Annotated in this window: 19 protein-coding genes and 2 pseudogenes; 15 read left to right on the top strand and 6 right to left on the bottom strand. The window is 67.5% G+C overall.

Annotation, left to right across the window (positions count from 1 at the left end; genetic code table 11):
* Nucleotides 1–185: 185 nt before the first annotated feature.
* From PYV02_RS14610 to PYV02_RS14630, 5 genes are all read left to right on the top strand, one after another.
* The gene (locus PYV02_RS14610; RefSeq protein ID WP_275759798.1) at nucleotides 186–605 is read left to right on the top strand and encodes a DoxX family protein; all 420 of its coding nucleotides are present in this window, start codon (nucleotides 186–188) and stop codon (nucleotides 603–605) included.
* A gap of 68 nt (nucleotides 606–673) precedes the next feature.
* Nucleotides 674–1,096: a luciferase domain-containing protein gene (locus tag PYV02_RS14615; protein WP_275759799.1), complete on the top strand. Its 423-nt coding sequence runs from the start codon at nucleotides 674–676 to the stop codon at nucleotides 1,094–1,096.
* 62 nt (nucleotides 1,097–1,158) lie between these two features.
* Nucleotides 1,159–1,617: a VOC family protein gene (locus PYV02_RS14620; protein ID WP_275759800.1), complete on the top strand. Its 459-nt coding sequence runs from the start codon at nucleotides 1,159–1,161 to the stop codon at nucleotides 1,615–1,617.
* Nucleotides 1,618–1,754: 137 nt separating this feature from the next.
* Nucleotides 1,755–2,198, top strand: a complete 444-nt coding sequence (locus PYV02_RS14625) for a hypothetical protein (protein ID WP_275759801.1) — start codon at nucleotides 1,755–1,757, stop codon at nucleotides 2,196–2,198.
* Between the two features lie 19 nt (nucleotides 2,199–2,217).
* Nucleotides 2,218–2,625, top strand: coding sequence for a DUF1990 family protein (locus PYV02_RS14630; protein ID WP_275759802.1), 408 nt, complete (start codon nucleotides 2,218–2,220; stop codon nucleotides 2,623–2,625).
* Here the strand turns inward: PYV02_RS14630 and PYV02_RS14635 are convergent.
* From PYV02_RS14635 to PYV02_RS14650, 3 genes and pseudogenes are all read right to left on the bottom strand, one after another.
* Nucleotides 2,609–3,289: a DUF981 family protein gene (locus tag PYV02_RS14635; protein WP_275759847.1), complete on the bottom strand. Its 681-nt coding sequence runs from the start codon at nucleotides 3,287–3,289 to the stop codon at nucleotides 2,609–2,611. The two genes, PYV02_RS14630 and PYV02_RS14635, sit on opposite strands and share 17 nt — an antisense overlap.
* Nucleotides 3,290–3,552: 263 nt before the next feature.
* A complete protein-coding gene (locus PYV02_RS14640) occupies nucleotides 3,553–4,785 on the bottom strand; it encodes an IS256 family transposase (RefSeq protein ID WP_275759848.1) in 1,233 nt (410 codons plus the stop codon).
* 20 nt (nucleotides 4,786–4,805) lie between these two features.
* Nucleotides 4,806–6,319: pseudogene (locus PYV02_RS14650) on the bottom strand (IS1634 family transposase).
* Nucleotides 6,320–6,512: 193 nt separating this feature from the next.
* On the opposite strand from PYV02_RS14650, the gene PYV02_RS14655 reads away from it, so the two are divergent.
* The 3 genes and pseudogenes from PYV02_RS14655 (at nucleotide 6,513) to PYV02_RS14660 (ending at nucleotide 7,427) form a co-directional block, all read left to right on the top strand.
* Nucleotides 6,513–6,818 (top strand): integrase core domain-containing protein, encoded by a 306-nt coding sequence (locus PYV02_RS14655; RefSeq protein ID WP_420833643.1) that lies wholly within the window; start codon nucleotides 6,513–6,515, stop codon nucleotides 6,816–6,818.
* Between the two features lie 36 nt (nucleotides 6,819–6,854).
* Nucleotides 6,855–7,121, top strand: a pseudogene (locus PYV02_RS15420) (transposase); the annotation flags it as partial.
* Nucleotides 7,122–7,427: a hypothetical protein gene (locus PYV02_RS14660; RefSeq protein WP_275759805.1), complete on the top strand. Its 306-nt coding sequence runs from the start codon at nucleotides 7,122–7,124 to the stop codon at nucleotides 7,425–7,427.
* Nucleotides 7,428–7,457: 30 nt separating this feature from the next.
* Here PYV02_RS14660 and PYV02_RS14665 read toward each other — a convergent pair whose 3' ends face one another.
* Both PYV02_RS14665 and PYV02_RS14670 read right to left on the bottom strand, forming a co-directional pair.
* Nucleotides 7,458–7,826 (bottom strand): hypothetical protein, encoded by a 369-nt coding sequence (locus PYV02_RS14665; protein ID WP_275759806.1) that lies wholly within the window; start codon nucleotides 7,824–7,826, stop codon nucleotides 7,458–7,460.
* The gene (locus PYV02_RS14670) at nucleotides 7,810–8,070 is read right to left on the bottom strand and encodes a hypothetical protein (RefSeq protein ID WP_275759807.1); all 261 of its coding nucleotides are present in this window, start codon (nucleotides 8,068–8,070) and stop codon (nucleotides 7,810–7,812) included. The genes PYV02_RS14665 and PYV02_RS14670 overlap by 17 nt, the downstream gene beginning before the upstream one ends.
* 270 nt (nucleotides 8,071–8,340) lie before the next feature.
* On the opposite strand from PYV02_RS14670, the gene PYV02_RS14675 reads away from it, so the two are divergent.
* From PYV02_RS14675 to PYV02_RS14685, 3 genes are read left to right on the top strand one after another with little or no spacing between them, the layout of a single operon-like run.
* Nucleotides 8,341–8,700: a hypothetical protein gene (locus PYV02_RS14675; RefSeq protein ID WP_275759808.1), complete on the top strand. Its 360-nt coding sequence runs from the start codon at nucleotides 8,341–8,343 to the stop codon at nucleotides 8,698–8,700.
* Nucleotides 8,701–8,719: 19 nt separating this feature from the next.
* Nucleotides 8,720–9,052, top strand: a complete 333-nt coding sequence (locus PYV02_RS14680; protein WP_275759809.1) for a hypothetical protein — start codon at nucleotides 8,720–8,722, stop codon at nucleotides 9,050–9,052.
* A gap of 54 nt (nucleotides 9,053–9,106) precedes the next feature.
* Complete coding sequence (locus tag PYV02_RS14685) at nucleotides 9,107–9,430, top strand: hypothetical protein (RefSeq protein WP_275759810.1); 324 nt, start codon at nucleotides 9,107–9,109, stop codon at nucleotides 9,428–9,430.
* A 226-nt stretch (nucleotides 9,431–9,656) separates the two neighbouring features.
* Here the strand turns inward: PYV02_RS14685 and PYV02_RS14690 are convergent, their stop codons facing one another.
* Nucleotides 9,657–10,094, bottom strand: coding sequence for a hypothetical protein (locus PYV02_RS14690; RefSeq protein WP_275759811.1), 438 nt, complete (start codon nucleotides 10,092–10,094; stop codon nucleotides 9,657–9,659).
* Between the two features lie 327 nt (nucleotides 10,095–10,421).
* Between PYV02_RS14690 and PYV02_RS14695 the strand changes: the two genes are divergently transcribed.
* From PYV02_RS14695 to PYV02_RS14710, 4 genes are all read left to right on the top strand, one after another.
* On the top strand, nucleotides 10,422–11,039 hold the full coding sequence (locus PYV02_RS14695; RefSeq protein WP_275759812.1) for a recombinase family protein: 618 nt from the start codon (nucleotides 10,422–10,424) through the stop codon (nucleotides 11,037–11,039).
* A 282-nt stretch (nucleotides 11,040–11,321) separates the two neighbouring features.
* Nucleotides 11,322–11,876 carry a hypothetical protein gene (locus PYV02_RS14700; RefSeq protein ID WP_275759813.1) on the top strand — a complete coding sequence of 185 codons (555 nt, stop codon included), beginning with the start codon at nucleotides 11,322–11,324 and terminating at the stop codon, nucleotides 11,874–11,876.
* A gap of 137 nt (nucleotides 11,877–12,013) precedes the next feature.
* Nucleotides 12,014–16,876, top strand: coding sequence for a helicase (locus tag PYV02_RS14705; RefSeq protein WP_275759814.1), 4,863 nt, complete (start codon nucleotides 12,014–12,016; stop codon nucleotides 16,874–16,876).
* Between the two features lie 458 nt (nucleotides 16,877–17,334).
* Nucleotides 17,335–17,727 (top strand): plasmid mobilization protein, encoded by a 393-nt coding sequence (locus PYV02_RS14710; RefSeq protein ID WP_275759815.1) that lies wholly within the window; start codon nucleotides 17,335–17,337, stop codon nucleotides 17,725–17,727.
* The last annotated feature ends 27 nt before the right edge of the window (nucleotides 17,728–17,754 follow it).

The raw sequence follows: 17,754 nt of genomic DNA on the forward strand, positions 1-17,754 counted from the left end.
GGCACCCGCGCCGACCCCGACCTCGAAGCTCGAGCGACCGCCGTCCTGGAACGAATCAGCCCACCACTGGCCGCTTGACAGCAATAGGAGCATCCACGCCACGGGACTTGACCCCTACCCCTAACGCCTGCTATCTCTTGACCTTACGAAAGGTAAGTATTCTCCGTCAGTGTCAGGAACCAAGTATGGATGTCGTCGTGCTCATCGGTCGGATTCTGTTCGCCCTGCTGTTCCTGGGCTCAGGGGTCGCGCACATCACCCAACGCCAGATGATGACCGGATACGCGGCCAGCAAGAAGGTCCCCGCCGCGGGGGTCCTCGTGCTCGCCAGCGGCGTGCTGATCGTGGTCGGCGCGCTCATGGTCGCCGTCGGGGTGTGGCCGGATCTAGGTGCGTTGCTGCTGGCCGCATTCCTGGTGCCCACCGCATTCCTCATGCACGGGTTCTGGGCCGAGACCGACGCCACGGCCCGGATGACCGAGCAGACGCAGTTCCTCAAGGACATTGCGCTGGCCGGTGCGGCGCTGGTGATGTTCGGACTGTTCGCCCAGCTCGGGGACGACCTCGGCCTGGTCGTCCTCGGACCGCTATTCGAGGCGCCATGATCGGAGAGGCAGCCTCCCTCCCGCGGCGTAGCGGGGGTCGGCCGGGGACCACGCCGACCAATCCGCACATGCAGCTAGAGCAGCAGCCCAGCGACGACCGGCCGCTCCGGCGGCTCGAGGCGTTGCTCGCCGACCTGCCCGGCGTCGTCTGGGCCGACAGCCTAATCTCCGTGCCCGGAGCCCGCGCCCTCACCCTGCCCCCGGGCCAGGCGGTCGGGCCGCCGGAGGCATTCATGATCGGCACGGAGTTCGCCCACCTGCATCCGGCTCCGGACCACTCCCTGCACGTGGCCCTGCCGCCGGAGGACGCCCGCCAGGCCATCAACGCCGGGTGGGCGGAGCAGCATCCGGTCGCCGCGCGCGGTCTGATCCCCGCGGGCACCGTCATGCTCTACGCCCCGCGCGACGATGACGAAGCCGACGTCGTCGCTCACCTGGTCCGAACCTGCTACGACTACGCGCGCGGCGCCACGTCGAGCGGCCGCGGCTGAGCATCCGAGACCGGTCCCCTTGCCCCCGCGTCACAAGGATCATCGAGAAGGAGTCACCACCGATGCGCGTGCACGAACTCGGCCATCTGGTCCTCTACGTCCGGGACCTCGATCGGTCCCGGCGCTTCTACCGAGAGGTACTCGAATGGGACGAGGTGCGCGGAGACGTCCCGCTGCCCGTGCCCGCCGCCGCTTTCAGCTCGGGCCGCACACACCACGAGCTGCTGCTGATCGAGGTGGGGTCCTCCGCCGCGCCCATGCCGCCGGGCCGCCGCGTCGGGATGTACCACTTCGGCCTCAAGGTGGGTGAGAGCGACGAGGAGCTTCGCGAGGTGGTCCGCCACCTCGACCGGCATGGCGTTCCAGTCCTCGGCGCCTCCGACCACACCGTGACCCACTCGCTCTACATCGCCGATCCCGACGGCCACGACATCGAGCTCTACGTCGACATGGTGCCGCGCGACCAGTGGCTCGCCGACCCCTCGCTGGTCTTCGCCCCCATCCGGCCGCTCCACCTCTAGCTGGAGGAACCCCCGACGGCGACGCCACAGGTCACCGCGCCTGCATGTGTCGCTTAACGGCGTGCGGCTTACACAGGCGGCGCTGCTCGGTCGATTGGAGTAGGCCGTGGTTGCTCGAATTTGAGAGGCGAGGATGGGTGCAGGACGAGCGCCCGCGCTTCATCTACGAGGTCCGCTACGGTATCGAGCCTCTTGAAGACGACTGCCCAGCGCAGGTAGGCGACGTCATCGATGCGGCGAAGTGCGTCGAGCACACCGGCCCCAAGTTGGGCGCTGCGGACAAGACGCTGACCCTTGAGTGGTTGCAGAACCCACTCAGCGATGAACGCGCTTCGCTCGTTCGCATCTCTACGGCCAAGCATGGCTCGGCGGATGCTCGCTTCGAACTGCGAGTGGGAGTAGCGAGCCGGCCGGCTCTGCTCACTGCGTTTCAGCACGTTGAGCGGCTGCTCGACAACGCTGGGCGGCATCCAGGTGTGGCCCGCTGGTTTGGGGGCGGCGTCCGGCAGTTTCTCGTCGAGCTTCGGAGCGTCCGGCGAATGACCGCACATCGACCTGGTGTGCCTGCGGGCGCAGCCTAAATCGATTTAGGCAACGGTAATGCACGAGTTTCGGATCGCGCAAGAGGAGCGTCTCCCGCACCGCATTTCGCCGCACCGCTGCCGCGTCGAGAACGCCCGCGAGGTCGCCGACGGAGAGCGTCTCGTGGTGACGGCGCGGCTGCCTTTCGTCACCGTGCGCGAACCGGTCGAGGTGGTGACGGTCGTACGCGAGCCGGATCGCGTCGGCTTCTCCTACCGCGCGCTCCCCGGGCATCCGATCGCCGGCGAAGAGGCGTCCATCGTCCACCGCGACGGGGACGATGTTCTGCTGACGATCCGGTCGCTCACCGCGCCGAGCCCGCGCGCGGCGTGGCGTGTGCTGTATCCGGTGCTGCGCGTCGCGCAGGTGGTGGTGCGACGGAGGTATCGGCGTGCCCTGACGGGCACCGTCAGCCCATCGTGTTGACGATCAGACCGATGTGCGTGAAGAAGTTCAGGGCGCCGAACAGCCCGAACGCCAGGCCGGCCAGCCCCCACGTGATGCCGACGATCTTGGTGACGGCGGTCAGCGGGCGGGATGCAGAGAAGCTGCGCAGGGTGAACGGGAACAGTACGGCACCCACGCCGACGAGGGCGAACAACCCGGACATGAATGTCGTCTCCACCCAGGGCCACTGCGAGAAGGCTCCGGAGATGGGCTCCTCGGGCGGAGCCGCGAACAGCTGGAACACCAGGCCGGCCGCGGCGATCGCGAACAGCGACAGCCCCAGGCCGAAGATGAAGATGCCGAGCGGCTGGGCCGTGGCGGCGGCCTCGGCGGGGCGATCCTCCGCCGACTCGAGCCGGGAGCCGCGCTTCCAGAGGAACAGCGCCGCGGCGAGGAGGAGGACGCCGAACCCGAGGCTGGTCTCGCCGAAGATGATGTTGTCGAAGGGGAAGTACTTCGCGAACGGCCACGTGAGCGTCATGTGCGCGCCGGTGATCGTCAGGAGCGCGCCGAGTACGCCGAACGCCAGCGCCCAGCCCGTGGAGCGGAACATCGTGTCGCGGTGCAGGCTGCGCCCGAGCAGCACGAGCAGGATCAGTCCCGCTCCCGCCGCGAGGGACATGATTGTGTTGTAAGTGGGCATCTGGGTCCAGTCGATGACCAGACCCGCGTTCTCAGCAATGAGCAAATTCGTGCCTTCTCTCGTCTCGGTCGCCGGGCGCGGCGTCGTCGGCCCGTGAGAGCCGACCACCTGACCTCGTCGGGTCCGGGGTGTGTGCGACATGCCTTTTGCACGTCCCGGCGCGATGAGAGCCCTCTCATGTCGAGCTTAGGCTCTTCCGGCCGTCCCGTTCAAGCCCCGGGACGTGGTGTAGCGGTCGGTGATCCTTCTGCTGTTGATTTCGGTTAGGCGCTGAGCTCGAGGACGGTGTCGGTGGTCGCCTCCGTTCCGGTGTCGGGGACGAGGGTGAGGCGGGACTTGGCGAGGATGTCGAGGCCGAGGTAGCGGCGTCCTTCGGCCCATTCGTCGGTCTGTTCGGCGAGGACCGCGCCGACGACGCGGATGATCGCGTCACGGTTGGGGAAGATCCCGACGGAGTCGGTGCGGCGGCGGATCTCGCGGTTCAATCGCTCGTTGGGGTTGTTGGACCAGATCTGCTGCCAGAGCCCGTCGGGGAACCCGGTGAACGCGAGGATGTCCGCTCTCGCGTTGTCGAGGTGCTCGTGCGCGGCGGGGAGTTTTCCGTCGACGTAGTCCAGCAGCCGGTCGAACTGGGCGTTCACCGCCTCGGCGTCGGGCTGGTCATAGACGGAGTGCAGCATCGCCTTCACCGCCGGCCACATGCTCTTCGGCGTCACCGACATCAGATTCGCCGCGTAATGGGTTCTGCATCGCTGCCAGACCGCGCCGGGCAGGTTCGCCGCGATGGCCTCCACGAGGCCCTGGTGGGCGTCGGAGGTGACCAGGCGGACGCCTCTGAGGCCGCGGGCGACGAGGTCGGCGAAGAAGCTGTTCCAGGCAGCGCCGGTCTCCGACGTTGCGACCCGCAGGCCGAGCACTTCGCGGCGCCCGTCGGCGTTCACGCCGGTCGCGACCAGCACGACCGCATTGATCACGCGGCCACCCTCACGGACCTTCATCGTCAGCGCATCGGCGGCGACGAACGTGAACGGGCCCGCATCGTCCAGGGGGCGGTGGCGGAACTGGTCGACGTGCTCGTCGAGGTCGGCCGCCATCCGCGAGACCTGCGACTTCGACAGGGAGTGGATCCCGAGAGTCTTCACCAGCTTGTCCATCCGACGCGTCGAGACGCCCGCGAGATAGCAGTCCGCGACGACCGTGATCAGCGCGGTCTCGGCCCGTTTGCGGCGCTCGAGGAGCCATTCGGGGAAGTAGGTGCCCTGCCGGAGCTTCGGGATCGCGCCGTCGATCGTGCCGACGCGGGTGTCGAGGTCGCGGTGGCGGTAGCCGTTGCGCTGCGCGGCACGGTCCGGGGAGGGCTTACCCCACTCGGCGCCGACCACGGCATCCGCGTCGGCGGACAGCAGCGCGTTGATCGTGGACTGCAGCAGGCTGCGCATCAGATCCGGGGACGAATCGGTCAGGGCTTCACCGAGCAGGCGGGCAGGGTCGACAATATGACCTGAGTCGTGCCACTTTAGTGCGCCGCGTTCGGCAGGAGTTTCTCGGCGATATCGGCGGCCTCGCCTTCCAGCGGGGTCGTGGCCGTGATGCGCTGCCCGCGTAGCGAGATCACCGCGTCCCGGACCGGGCGCAGCGCTCGGACGATCCGCTTGATCGAGTAGTCCGATTTCTCCGTGACGTGCCGGGTGACCGCGAGAGCGGCGAACACGATCGTGAGGTGCGCCTCGATCGAGTCCCGCTCGTGATGGAACATCGGCCGCGCCTTGAGGTCGCTCTTCGCCATCCGGAACGACGCCTCGACACGGAACAGATCGTGATACGCGGCCACCACCTCGGCGCCGGTGAGCTTGTCGGTGCTGATCGAGGTGACGTAGCCCTTCAACCCGAGATACGAGCGGGCCTTCTCGACCACGGCCAGTTCACGCCCGGCCGGGTGCCGCGCTCACCGAGGGTGACGAACCTGTCCTTCTTCGGCGCCCGCTGGCCGCCCGCGATCTGCTCGGCCCGGTCGATCTGCTTGTTCAACGTGACATTGTCGCGCTTCTCGCGCTTGCGGGAGTACTGCCAGACCACCCGCCGGTCCCGACGATACGCTCCCTTCCCCATCGGGCGGATCGTCTCGATGATCTGCCCGTCCTCGAACAGGTTCCCGACACTCTCGTAGTGCTCGGCGAGGTCTTTCGGCGCCGACCCCGTCCGGGAAGCGACGATGAAATCGAAGCCGGCGTCCTCGAGCGCGTTCAGGTTGCTCGCCGAGAGCATGCCCGCGTCGGCGACGACCACGACATCACTGTTCCCGTAACGCTTCCGGAACCCGTTCAGCACGGGCAGCAGCGTCGTGGTCTCGCCCCGGTTGCCCTCGAACGCATGGACCTCCAGCGGGAACCCCACCTGATCGACCAGCAGGCCGACGAGGATCTGCGGATCGACGCGCCGCTCCTTGCTCATCCCGACCTTGCGGAGCGCGTCCTCGTGCTCCGCCTCGAAATACAGCGTGGTCACGTCATACATCACCACCTGCAGCGCCCCGGCCGCCGTCACCTTCCGCAGCGCCGCGTCCGCGAGCTGCGATCGCCAGTCCTCCTCGACGCAACGCGCGAGGGTCCGCCAGATCGTGCGCAACGACGGCGACTTCACACCGATCTCCGCGAGCACCCGGATCGTGTCAGCCTTGCTGGTCGGCTCGATGATCCGCGCCAGCACGAGACGCTTGAAGCTGTCGGTCCCGACCGAGTCGAACCCGACCTCGCGGTAAGCGTGCTCGAGAACATCCCAGAGGACACGGGCCTGGGAGCCGACGATCTCCGGTGTCGCGGTCACCTTCTGCGGCGCGAGCCGGTCCAGATCGAACGCGAGCTGCCCGGCCTGGATCTTCGTGCGGGCGACCTCGAGGAGGAACTCGAGATCCTCGGGCGTGTGAGCGGAGCCGATGTGCTCGACGATCTTCTGCACGCCGTACTGCTTCGACGCGATCTGCACCGCTGTCGCGCCCGACGCGGTGCGCACCTTCCGGATGAACAGGCCCACGCAACACGAGTCTAGAACCCCGGTTTAGTGCGCCAGGCGGGCACTAAGGCAGCGCGAGATCCCCGGAAAATCAAAGATCTCAGGCCGTCCGGGAACCAAGTCGAGGAAAGATGGCACGAGTCAGGCCTGGGGAGCCGGCGGCGACCTCACCGGGCTGACCCACCACTCGGACCACGGCTCGAACTATATGGCGATGGTCTACACCGACCGCGTCGTCGAGCTCGGAGCCGTGCCCTCGACCGGAACCGTCGGCGACAGCTTCGACAACGCCATGGCCGAGGCGGTCAACAACCTCTACAAGACCGAGCTGATCCGCCAGCGCGGACCCTGGCGGACCGTCGAGCAGGTCGAGCTGGCGACCCTCGAGTACGTCTGGTGGTGGAACAACCAGCGCCTCCACGGCGAGCTCGACATGCGCACCCCGATCGAGGTCGAGGACGCGTACTACGCTGACCTGGAATCAGCCCAACCGGCACCTGCCGGACAAGGCTCCCGATAGGAACGAAAGTCAGGCCGATTCAAACAACAGTTGGAGATGCTCGTCCGGCAGGTCAACCCCACGCTGCTGTCCCTGAGCGGAGTCGGTCCTGTCACCGCAGCGACGCTCCTGGTCGCCGCGGGCGACAACCCCGAGCGGCTCGGAACCCGCGCCAGCTTCGCCGCTCTCGCCGGTGTCGCCCCGATCCCCGCCTCCTCCGGACAACGCACACGGCATCGACTCTCTCGCGGCGGGAACCGGCACGCGAACGCCGCGCTGCACCGGATTGTGCTGTTGCGCATGCGACATCGCGAGCCTCGGACGATGGCCTATTTCGAGAGGCGTCGTTCGGAGCAACTCACCGACCGTGACATCATGCGCTGCCTCAAACGACACGTCGCGAACGAGATCTATGCCGCTCTGCTCAATCCCGCCACCGACAATCCCGTCGGGCGCGAACTCCGAGCACGCCGACAAGCGAAAGGCATCCCGATCAGCGTTCTCGCCGCCACTCTCAGCGTCCCCTACCAGCGGCTCCGACGACTCGAGATCGGCACTCGCGCCGACCCTGAACTCGAGGCCCGAGCGACAGCCGTCCTGGAGCAGATCAGCCCGCCACTGGCCGCTTGACAGCAATAGGAGCATCCACCCCATGGGACGTCACCCCTTGTGCTGCTCGTAGTAGCGGCGGCTCGACTCCTTCACCTTCTCCGGTGATGCGAGGCGATAGCGAATCTTCGCAGCCTTCACCTTCTCGGGATTCTGCTCAGCCCACCGCCGCGCGCGATCGACGGCGTTGCGTCGACGGGCGACATCGCGCATCCTCGCGGCGTACGCGCGACGGTTCCACACACGTGACGCCTCACGCTGGCGGACGGCGTTGTTCTCAATCCAACGGCGCCGGTATGCGCGCACCCGGTCGGCGTTCGCTGCACGCCAGGCCCGCTCGGTCTCCTCGTAGCGCGGGCGAAGCTCGCGGCGCCGGCGCAGCCGTTGTTCGCGCTTGTCGCCGTCAGCCGGGCTGCTCATCGAGCACCTCGACCGCGCTGAGCGCGGCCACGAGCGCTTCGCGATACTCCCGTGGTTCGACGATCGTTCGGGCAACGAGATCCTCGAGCGTGCCACGATCCGTCGACGGCAACGACTCGAGACACCAGGCTGCCTGCCCGGCGAGGTTGTACTCGGGATCGTCGACGCCGATCTCCGAGTAGTAGGTCACCGCCGCGAAGCCGACCCGCTGCAGAACCTCGACAACCTGATCTGTAGTGGCCACACCAACCCCCTGAATTGACTCGACGGGCCGGCGTCCCGTCGAGCCGTCAGCATAGAACACACCAACGGCTACGCCGTCGACGACTTGCCTGTCCTGGCCGGCCGATCGTACTTCCCTCCGTGAGCTGCGCGCCGCCCCCTCGCTATTTGCAGACTGCGGGCTACGCCCTCCGCTTAGCAACCGCTCATGGTCGCACTCCGCTCCCTCCGCTCAGTCTCGATCCCCGCGCCAGGAAGGCAAGAAAAACGGTTGGCAGAGAAGGAGAGAACTATGACCACCAAAGCACCGTTCGACAGCGAGAGGGCAATGGCCGCACGGGTCGCGAACCCCACCCTCACCGTGTTCGACACCGGGGAGATGTATGAACCGCACGTGCACCACCACAACTCGGGCGCGGTCGACTTCGACAACGACGAGGGCACCACCGAGTTGACCCTGTTCGTTCACCCCTCCGCGGTCGACGCCGACACGCTCGTCCTCAACATCGACAGTGCGCTGGCCAACCGACTGCGCATCGTCGTCAACGACGGCGAGATCGGCACGATCGAGAGCGACGGCACCTTCGAGGCGGCGCAGAGCGATGGCAGCCAGTTCTTCATCGACACCGGCATGCCACTGGCGCGGCGCTAAGCAAGCGGGGGAGACGATCATGACTCAGACGACCGAATGGGCCGCCGCCAAGGATCTCGTGATCCGGGTGGCGCAGCCCTTCGACATTCAGGACGCCTACGGGACGAGCAACACCACCGTGGCGATCGAGCTAGACAACGGCTCAAGCAGCTATGTGATCCAGGGCGACGTCCGCGCCCTGCGACGCCTCGCGCTGCGGCTACTGGCTCACACGGCAGCGACACCCGACGAGACCAACCAGTACGCGAAGCTGCACGAGATCCTCGCGGCCGCGCGGGAGGCGGGCGAGGACGAGGCGAGTGCGGTGCTAGCTCAGCTGGTCCGGGCTATCGACCAGGACGACAGCCTCTAAGCCACTGCGCGCCCCCGCTGCGCTGCTGCGGGGGCGCGCAGGAAGGAGAGAACTATGAGCAGGCTCACGGGGACGTTCGAGGCTGGGGATCTCGTCTGGCAACAGATGTACTCGCCGGTTCACCCACGATGGGATGCAACGCTGCAGGAGCGCATCGACGGTGGCGTGCTGTACGGAGAGCGGCGCGTGATGCGCGTCATCGCAGCCGGACCTGCAGTGCAGGGCATCCACGAGTTGTCAGGGAAACCGCTGCCACCAGCCACATGGGCGTGGGTGCTTGCCGAGCCAGGGCGTGAGCGCGATCGTGATCACTACTCCTACGTCGACGACAACTGGTGCGTGCTCGAGCATGTCGACGCAGACGGGATGCTGTGGTGAGGAAGGGAACGTTCGTGCACCGCGTGACCGGCGAGCTGATCGAGGTCGAGTACCCCATCTGCCCACAGTGTGGTGCCAAGGGAGCGCGGTGCAGGCGCCCGTCGGGGCACCAGGCCGACGAATGGCACATCGCCCGCGAGTACCTGCTTGCCCCGCTGATCGGCTGGCCAGAATGGCGTGAACCTGCCCCGACGCAGCCGACCCTCTTCTAGCACCGGCGCGGAAGCTACCTGCCGAGTTCAGGTGCGGCGGCGAGCTCCGGCGCCGCGTGCGCGGGTCGCGAGCTCGTGCGCGCAGTCGGCGCCGCCGCAGCGGGGCTGGCGAACCCCATGCCGGCGATCGCGGCCGGGGAGGCCGCGGCGGGAGAGCCAGCCTTTCGGGCCTCGGCCGCGACCCACTCTGCGACGGCAGAGGGGTCGGCGTCGGCGCCGAGCGACGAGACGATCGACTCCCGGCCGCCTTCAACGTCAATCCACCATCTAGCGCCGGGTCCGGGGTCGATCCCAGCGGTGTCCGGCGGATCGTCCTGCCCACCTCGAGTGCCCAGATCAATCTGCAGACCGAACGTACCGCCCATGTCCGCCTCGAGGTTGACTCTGAAGGGCAGCTCGGCCGCCACCCGCTTGATCAGTTCATCAGCGTGGCTGGTACTCAGATCGGCCATTGGTGTCCCCCGCTCCCCTTTCCGACCACCGTAGCGTGCGGCAGCGTCATTCGAGCGGCGAGCACGCGGACCGTGGTGTTCGTATGGGGATCGCTATACGAGGCGTCCCGAACGGCGATCGCGACCGCGAACTTCCGGGGGCATCCGTCGCCGCACTCGCCCTCGTGGGCTATTCTCGTTGAAGCACGCTCATACGAACGGAGGGCACGTGGACGAGATCGACAACATCTACAGCGCAGAGAACATCGCTCGTTCGCGCGGGCGGGCAGCCGCGCTGCGACGCATGGTCGACGCCGGTGAGCTTGACGACGCAGACGGGGAGTAGTCATGCTCATCGGCTACGCGCGCGTCAGCACCGACGCTCAGGACAACGAGGCGCAGTATCGAGAGCTCCTCTCCCTCGGGTGCGACCCGGACCGCATCTACTTCGACCACGGGCGGACGGGCGCCAACCGCTCGCGCGGAGGCCTCACCGTGGCGATGGCCGCATGTCGGCGGGGCGACCGCCTGGTGGTGACCAAGCTCGACCGGCTCGCCCGATCGCTGTCAGACCTTCTGGCGATCGCCGACGAGCTCCAAGCGACAGGGGTGACGCTGCAGCACGGCCACACCGTGTACGACCCTCTCGACCCGATCGGCAAGATGGTCTTCCAGGTGCTCGGCGTCTTCGCCGAGTTCGAGCGCGAGATCCTTCGCGCTCGGACCCGAGAGGGCATGGCGATCGCGCGCAGCAAGGGCCGGCTGAAGGGGAAGCAGCCGAAGCTCACCGGCGCGCAGGACCGGCACGTCCTGCGGAGGTATGAGGACAAGGAGTCGGTCGCGTCCATCGCCGAGAGCTTCAACGTTTCTCGAGCCGCGATCTATCGTTCCATCGAGCGCGCTAAGCGCGCCCGGACAGAATCGGCAGGCGCCCCGGTGAGCGCCGGTGTCTCGAAGGGCGGCTGAGGTGTCGGCGAGCCAGGGAAAGGGGCCCAGATTGGCGCAGAAAGTGCCGTTCAGGCCTTTTAATGCGTTTGCATTGCTGTTAACCTCGAATCAGGCAAAACGCCTGATCAGAGGGGGAATTCATGGCACCGCGACAGGGCCGCCGTTCACAGCCGGCAGACCAGGTGGAGCTAGACATCTGGGGGTTCGGCGAAGCCGAAGCCGACCAGGTGCTCGCCGAAGCGATCGCGGAGCCGGCATCGCCGACCGAGCAGGTGTTGATCGAGCGGGGGAGGGGCGACGATGATCATCTATCTACCGCGCAAGGAGCCGGGGACGACCATGAACAAGTACGGGCTGCAGATCAGGGACCGCTGGACGCGGACGGCACCGTCGAGCCTGGCGGCGATCGAGGATCAGCAGAGCTTCTTCTCGGAGCTGGGAGACCAGGTGCTGACGACGGTGAACGAACTGGTGCCCAAGCTGGCCGGCCCGGACCCAGTGGACGAGCCGTACCTGCAGAAGGTGGGCCGACTGAGGGCCGCGACGAAGGCGGCAGAGGAGTTGGCGATGGCGGACGTTCCGTGGCCGACCACGGAACTGAGCCCGGACGAGCAGCGAGCGGAGTGGGAGGCGCAGCAGCCGAGCGAGGACTCGCTAGCGGAGTGGGCCTGGGAACTGCAGGGGGAGAGGCCCTTCCAGGATCAGCTCGAAGCACTGAGCCAGCAGTGGATGCTGCCGATCGAGTTCCTGGAGGAGCTCGCGAAGTCATCGAACCCTTGGACCTATTTGGCGGAGCGTTCGGAGATCCTGCGGCAGAGCCAGGAGGCGCGCTTCCAGCGCGACCTGACCCTGTAGATCGCTTCATCCCCGTCAGCCAGGAGGACCTGGCACCGTCCGGGCAGAAGGCGCGGTTCACCGCGAACGTCGAGGCCATCCGACTCTCGCGCGAGCTCGCGGCCGCAGGCCGCAGCGCCAGCAGCGACGAACGTCAGGTGCTGGCTAGGTGGTCAAGCTGGGGCGCCCTGCCCGACGTCTTCGATGACGACAAGGCGAACTGGGCGACGGAGCGTGAGGAGCTGCGCTCCCTGCTCACCGAGCAGCAGTATGCCGAGGCAAGGCGTACCACGATCAACGCGCACTACACGGATCCCGCCTACGTGCGAGAGGTTTGGTCTGCGCTCGAGCAACTCGGCTTCTACGGCGGCACCGTTCTCGAGCCCGGTGCCGGCGCCGGCACCTTCATTGGGCTCGCGCCGGAGAGCGCACGCATGATCGGCGTCGAACTGGACAGCACCACCGCGGCGATCGCGGCCGCGATCTACCCTCACGCAGAGATCCGGGCCGAGTCCTTCGCAGACACGAGGATCCCCGACGACTACTTCGATGCTGCCGTGGGAAACGTCCCATTCGCCGCCGTCGCCCTGCACGACCCAGCGCACAACGCCGGCGGGCACTCGATCCACAACCACTTCATCATCAAGTCCCTCGCCCTCACCCGGCCGGGCGGCCTCGTCGCGGTGTTGACCAGTCACTACACGCTGGACCAGCAGAACCCTGCCGCACGGCGCGAGATGAACCAAATGGCTGACCTCCTGGGCGCGGTGCGGCTGCCAAGTGGAGCACACCGCCGCGCGGCCGGAACGGAGGTCGTCACCGACCTCCTGATCTTCCGTCGACGCGAGCCCGGTGCTGCACCGGCCGACGTCGCTTGGGAGACCGTCAGCGCCGTCGACGTCGACGGGACGCCCGCGAAGATCAACAGCTACTTCACCTGGCGGCCCGCGCACGTGCTCGGCAGTATGTCCATCGGCGGCGGCATGTTCGGCCAGGAGACCCTGCACGTGCGCGGAGATCTCGAGCACACGCCCAAGCAGCTGCGCGACGTGCTCGAGACCATCACCGCCGAGGCGATCGCGGCGGGCAAGACTATGACCCCGCGTAGCGCCGCTTCGGAGGCCAAGCGCGCGGCATGGGTGCCGGCGTCGCCGAAGGAATGGGACGGCTCGATCGCCGTCCACCCGGGCAACACCTTCACGGTCGTGTACGCCGGCGGGCACCAACCGCTCGAGGTACCGCGCACCCACGCTCGCGAGCTCCGAGCCCTGCTCGAGCTGCGCGATGCTGCGACCGCGCTCCTCGAGGCGGAAGCGAACACCATTACTGACACGGACGACACGCTCGCCGCACGCGCCGCGCTGCGCGAGCGGTACACCGGCTACCAGCTGACCTATGGCCCCCTCAACCGGTTCACGCTGCGCCCGACCGGTCGCGTCGACGAGGAAACGGGTGAGCCGCGTATGGCACGGCTCACACCGAAGGCGATCGCGCTATTGCGGCAGGATCCGTTCGGGCCGCTCGTGATGGCACTCGAGCGATTCGATGAGGAAACGCAGACCTCAACTCCCGCCGCGATCCTCAACCAGCGCGTCGTCGTTCAGCGACCGCCGGCGCGAGGCGCCGAGACGCCCGCTGAGGCGATCGCGCTCAGTCTCGATCGCACTGGCCGTATCGACCTCGAGCTGATCGGGCATCTCCTCGGCGTCGACGCCGGCGAGGCCCGGAACCAGCTCGGCACGCTCGTCTACGATGACCCCGCGACGGACCAGGCGGTCCATGCCGCCGAGTATCTCAGCGGCGATGTGCGCAAGAAGCTCGACGCGGCGGTCGCCGCAGCTGCATCTGACGAGCGGTACCAGGTCAACGTCGACGCGCTGCGCGGCGTGCAGCCGCGCACGCTCGGCTCGGACGACATCGCAGCCAAGCTCGGCGCCGTCTGGATCGACGCTGCCACCCACCAGCAGTTCCTCCAGGAGCTACTCGCGGACCGGAGCGTGCGCGTCGAGAACCCGCTGCCCGGCGAGTGGGAAGTCCGTGGAAACCGGCAGTCGATCAAGGCGACCAGCGAGTGGGGCACACAGCGCCGACCTGCGACCGATATCGCGGCCGCAGTCATGGAGCAGCGTCCGCTCACCGTCTACGACGAGTACGAAGAGCTCGGCAAGAAGTCCCGAGTTCTGAACCCTCTCGAGACGACCGCCGCTCAGGAGAAGGCCACCGCGCTGCAGGAGCGGTTCGCCGAATGGGTGTGGGAGGAGCCCGAGCGGGCAGCTCGCCTGACGGACGAGTACAACCGACGGTTCAACTCGATAGCGTTGCGCGACTACCGCGGCGCCGGCGACTATCTCACTCTCCCGGGGATGGCGGCGAACTTCCGCCCGCTGCCGCACCAGCGTGACGCGGTCGCTCGCGCGATCGCCGAGCCAAGCGCCGGACTCTTCCATGTCGTCGGCGCCGGCAAGACCGCCGAGATGGTGATGGCGACGATGGAGCAGGTTCGGATGGGTCTCATCCGCAAGCCCGCGGTCGTTGTGCCGAACCACATGCTCGAGCAGTTCGGTCGGGAGTGGTTGCAGATCTACCCGCAGGCACGGATCCTCGCAGCGTCGACCGATGATCTTGCCGGCGACAAGCGTCGGCTCTTCGTCGCGCGGGCCGCGGCCAACGACTGGGATGCGATCATCATGACCCGCACGGCGTTCGAGCGAATCCCGCTCAGCCCGGATGCCGAGCGTGAGTACATCGACCGTCAGGTCGAGCAGCTCCGTGCAGCGCTGGAGGATGCGAAGCGCGAGGATGCGATGAGCGTCAAGCGAATCGAGCGCGCGGCGCTGGCGATGGAGGAGCGACAGAAGCGACTCCTGGACAAGGCCAGGGATCCCGGTATCTCGTTCGAGGCCACCGGGATCGACTATCTCGTCGTCGACGAGATGCACGACTTCAAGAATCTGGCAACGGCCTCGAAGATCCCAGACGCACAGATCGCCGGGAGCCAGCGAGCCTCCGACTTGCACATGAAACTCGAGTACCTTCGTGCCCGCCATGGCGGGCGGGTACTCATCGGCGCGACGGCGACGCCGCTGGCCAACTCGATCACCGAGGCGTACGTGATGCAGCGCTACATGCGGCCAGACATCCTCGAGGAGGCCGGCATCGGCAGCTTCGACGCCTGGGCGGCGACGTTCGGCCAGACCGTCACCGACATGGAGATGGCCCCGACAGGTAACGGCAACTTCCGGCTGAAGACCCGGTTCGCGAAGTTCCAGAACGTCCCTGAGATGCTGCGAATGTGGCACGTCTTCGCGGACGTGAAGACCGCGGAGGACCTACAGCTGCCGGTGCCTCTGCTGCGCCGGCGCGCTGACGGTCAGCGCGCGGCCGAGACGATCGTGCTGCAGCCGACACCGGAACTGGAGACCTACATCGACGCCATTGGCCAACGGGCCGAGGCGATCGCCAACCGGTCGGTGAGGCCCGAGGAAGACAACATGCTCAAGGTGTCCACCGACGGCCGGAAGGCCTCGGTCGACATGCGGCTGGTCGACCCTCACACCGAGCCGAGCGGTGTGACGCTGCTGGACGCACTGGCCGACCGGATCATCAACGAGTGGAAGGCAACCCGAGACGACACCTACGTCGACGTGATCACCGGGGAACCCTCGCCTGTCCGTGGTGGGCTTCAGCTTGTGTTCTCGGACCTCGGCACTCCCGGTGAACGCTGGAACGTGTACGAGCAGCTGAAGCTGGAGCTCGTCGAGCGAGGGATGCCGGCGACCGCGATCCGGTTCATCCACGACGCGCGCAACGACGTCGAGAAGGCGCGGCTGTTCGCCAGCGCCCGAGCCGGACACGTGAGCGTGCTCGTCGGCTCGACACAGAAGATGGGGCAAGGCACGAACGTCCAGGCGCGCATCACCGCGATCCATCACGCCGACGTGCCGTGGCGGCCTGCCGACGTCGAGCAGCGCGATGGCCGCGGCATCCGGCAGGGTAATCAGAACGCGGAGATGGGGATCTACCGCTACGTCGTCGAACGCTCATTCGCCGGCTACATGTGGCAGACCATCGAGAGGAAGGCGCGCTTCATCTCGCAGATCATGCGTGGCCGACTCGACGTGCGAGAGATGGAGGACATCGGTGACACGGCGCTCAGCGCCGCTGAGGCGAAGGCGCTCTCGTCAGGGAACCCGTTGTTGCTGGAGAAGGCGAACGCCGACAACGACCTCTCCCGCCTCGAACGGCTGCAACGAGCGCACGAACGCAACCTGGTCAACCTCGGTCACACTCGCACCGCGGCCGCGGCCAAGATCGAGGTGAACGTCCGAGACATCGAGCAGCTGCACGCGGCGCTGACGCGCGCAGTCGACACCACTGGGGATGCCTTCCGGATGACCGTCGACGGGCGCCAGTACGACGCACGCTCGGAAGCGGCCGCAGCGGTCGCGGACTGGACCGCACGCTCGGGGCTGCGGTACCTGCCGAACGCGGCGCACCATTCGCTCGGCACGCTCGGGACGATCGGCGGCTTCGAAGTCGAGGTGACCCCGGACCCTGGTTTTGGGGTCCAGCCCTTCGTCGCGTTGAGCCTGTCTGGGGTGCCGCGGTCGCGGGTGATGCTGTCTCGGTCGGAGTTCCTCGAGGGCGGGATCGGAGTGATCCGTCAGCTCGAGAATCGTGCTGCGGGCATCCCTCGCGTGATCGCCGAGCTTGAGCGCGACAACCTCGTCCTGGCTGGCGAGGTGGCGGAGGCTGACGAGCGACTGCAAGAGCCCTTCAAGCACGCCAGGGAGCTCGAGGCGGCGCGTGTCCGGGCCGCCTCTGTGAATGCTGAGCTGGCGGAGATGCAGGCGCTACAGCAACGCGGTTCAGCTGAGGTTGAGGCCGCCACCGCAGCGACGGCGATCGCGTCGATGGGGTTTGCGACGCCGGCGCCTGCTGCCACGAGCGCGGAGGCAGGCACGACCGTCGGCCGGCCCGCCTCCGTCGACGGCGAGCGTTCGCCCGTGGCCGAGAGGTAACGGAACCTCCCACGGCCCGCTCGGGCTACCACCCTCACCGTCCTTCCCTCCCTGCCCCCCGTCCTTGCTCAACGGTGTCGAGCGGCGCGGGGTCAAGGGTGCCGCTTTGCGGCATCGCGCAGCGACGCGCCAGCGCCCTTGACGCCGTGGTGGTCGGCACTAGCCTCCTCGGCAAAGGGGGGCAGGGAGGATCCAACGCACGCCGCGGGAACGACTCACGGCGTCGCGCCCGACGCGTCCGGAGAGGTGCTGGCTGCCGGAGGCAGCGCCCAGTGCCGCATGGCTGCTGAGACAGTGCACCGCCACGGCCCTCCGGGGGCCGAGTGCGGAGCAAGCTATACACTTAGGGGACCTAAGTGGGCTTGGATGCTCGACTTTCGCGTCGAGCATCGGCATACTGGCCGTATGGTCCCCGCCCAGGAGCGGGGTCGCTGCGCTGGGCCGGGAGGGGGCACGAGATGTCGGGTGACACTCGAGCGAGCCTGTTCGGGCGACGTCGACGAGCGAATGTCGCCGGCGGCCGGAGCATCGACTTCCGTGTGAAGGCGACGCCTGAGGAAGCTGACGCACTGCGTGCGGCCGCGGACGAGCTTGGCGTCAGCGTGCCGCGCCTGCTGCTCGAGCGGACGCTCACGGGCAGCGGTGAGACGGTGACGGAGCGGCGGCAGCTGGGTTTCGAGCTGTCGGAGCTTCGCCGACTGCTTGCGTCGATCGCGAACAACACGAACCAGGTGGCGCGGTACACGAACGGCGAAGGCCACGTTCCTGCCTGGGCAAGCGACGTCGCTCTCGACTACGCGAATCTGCGACCGCAGATCAACGCGATCATCGAGGGCCTGGCGCGGTCGTGATTCCGAACATCACGCGGGGTGATCGGT

Origin of the sequence: Antiquaquibacter metalliresistens, from assembly GCF_029211225.1 — a bacterium.
Taxonomy (GTDB): Bacteria; Actinomycetota; Actinomycetes; order Actinomycetales; family Microbacteriaceae; genus Rhodoglobus; species Rhodoglobus metalliresistens.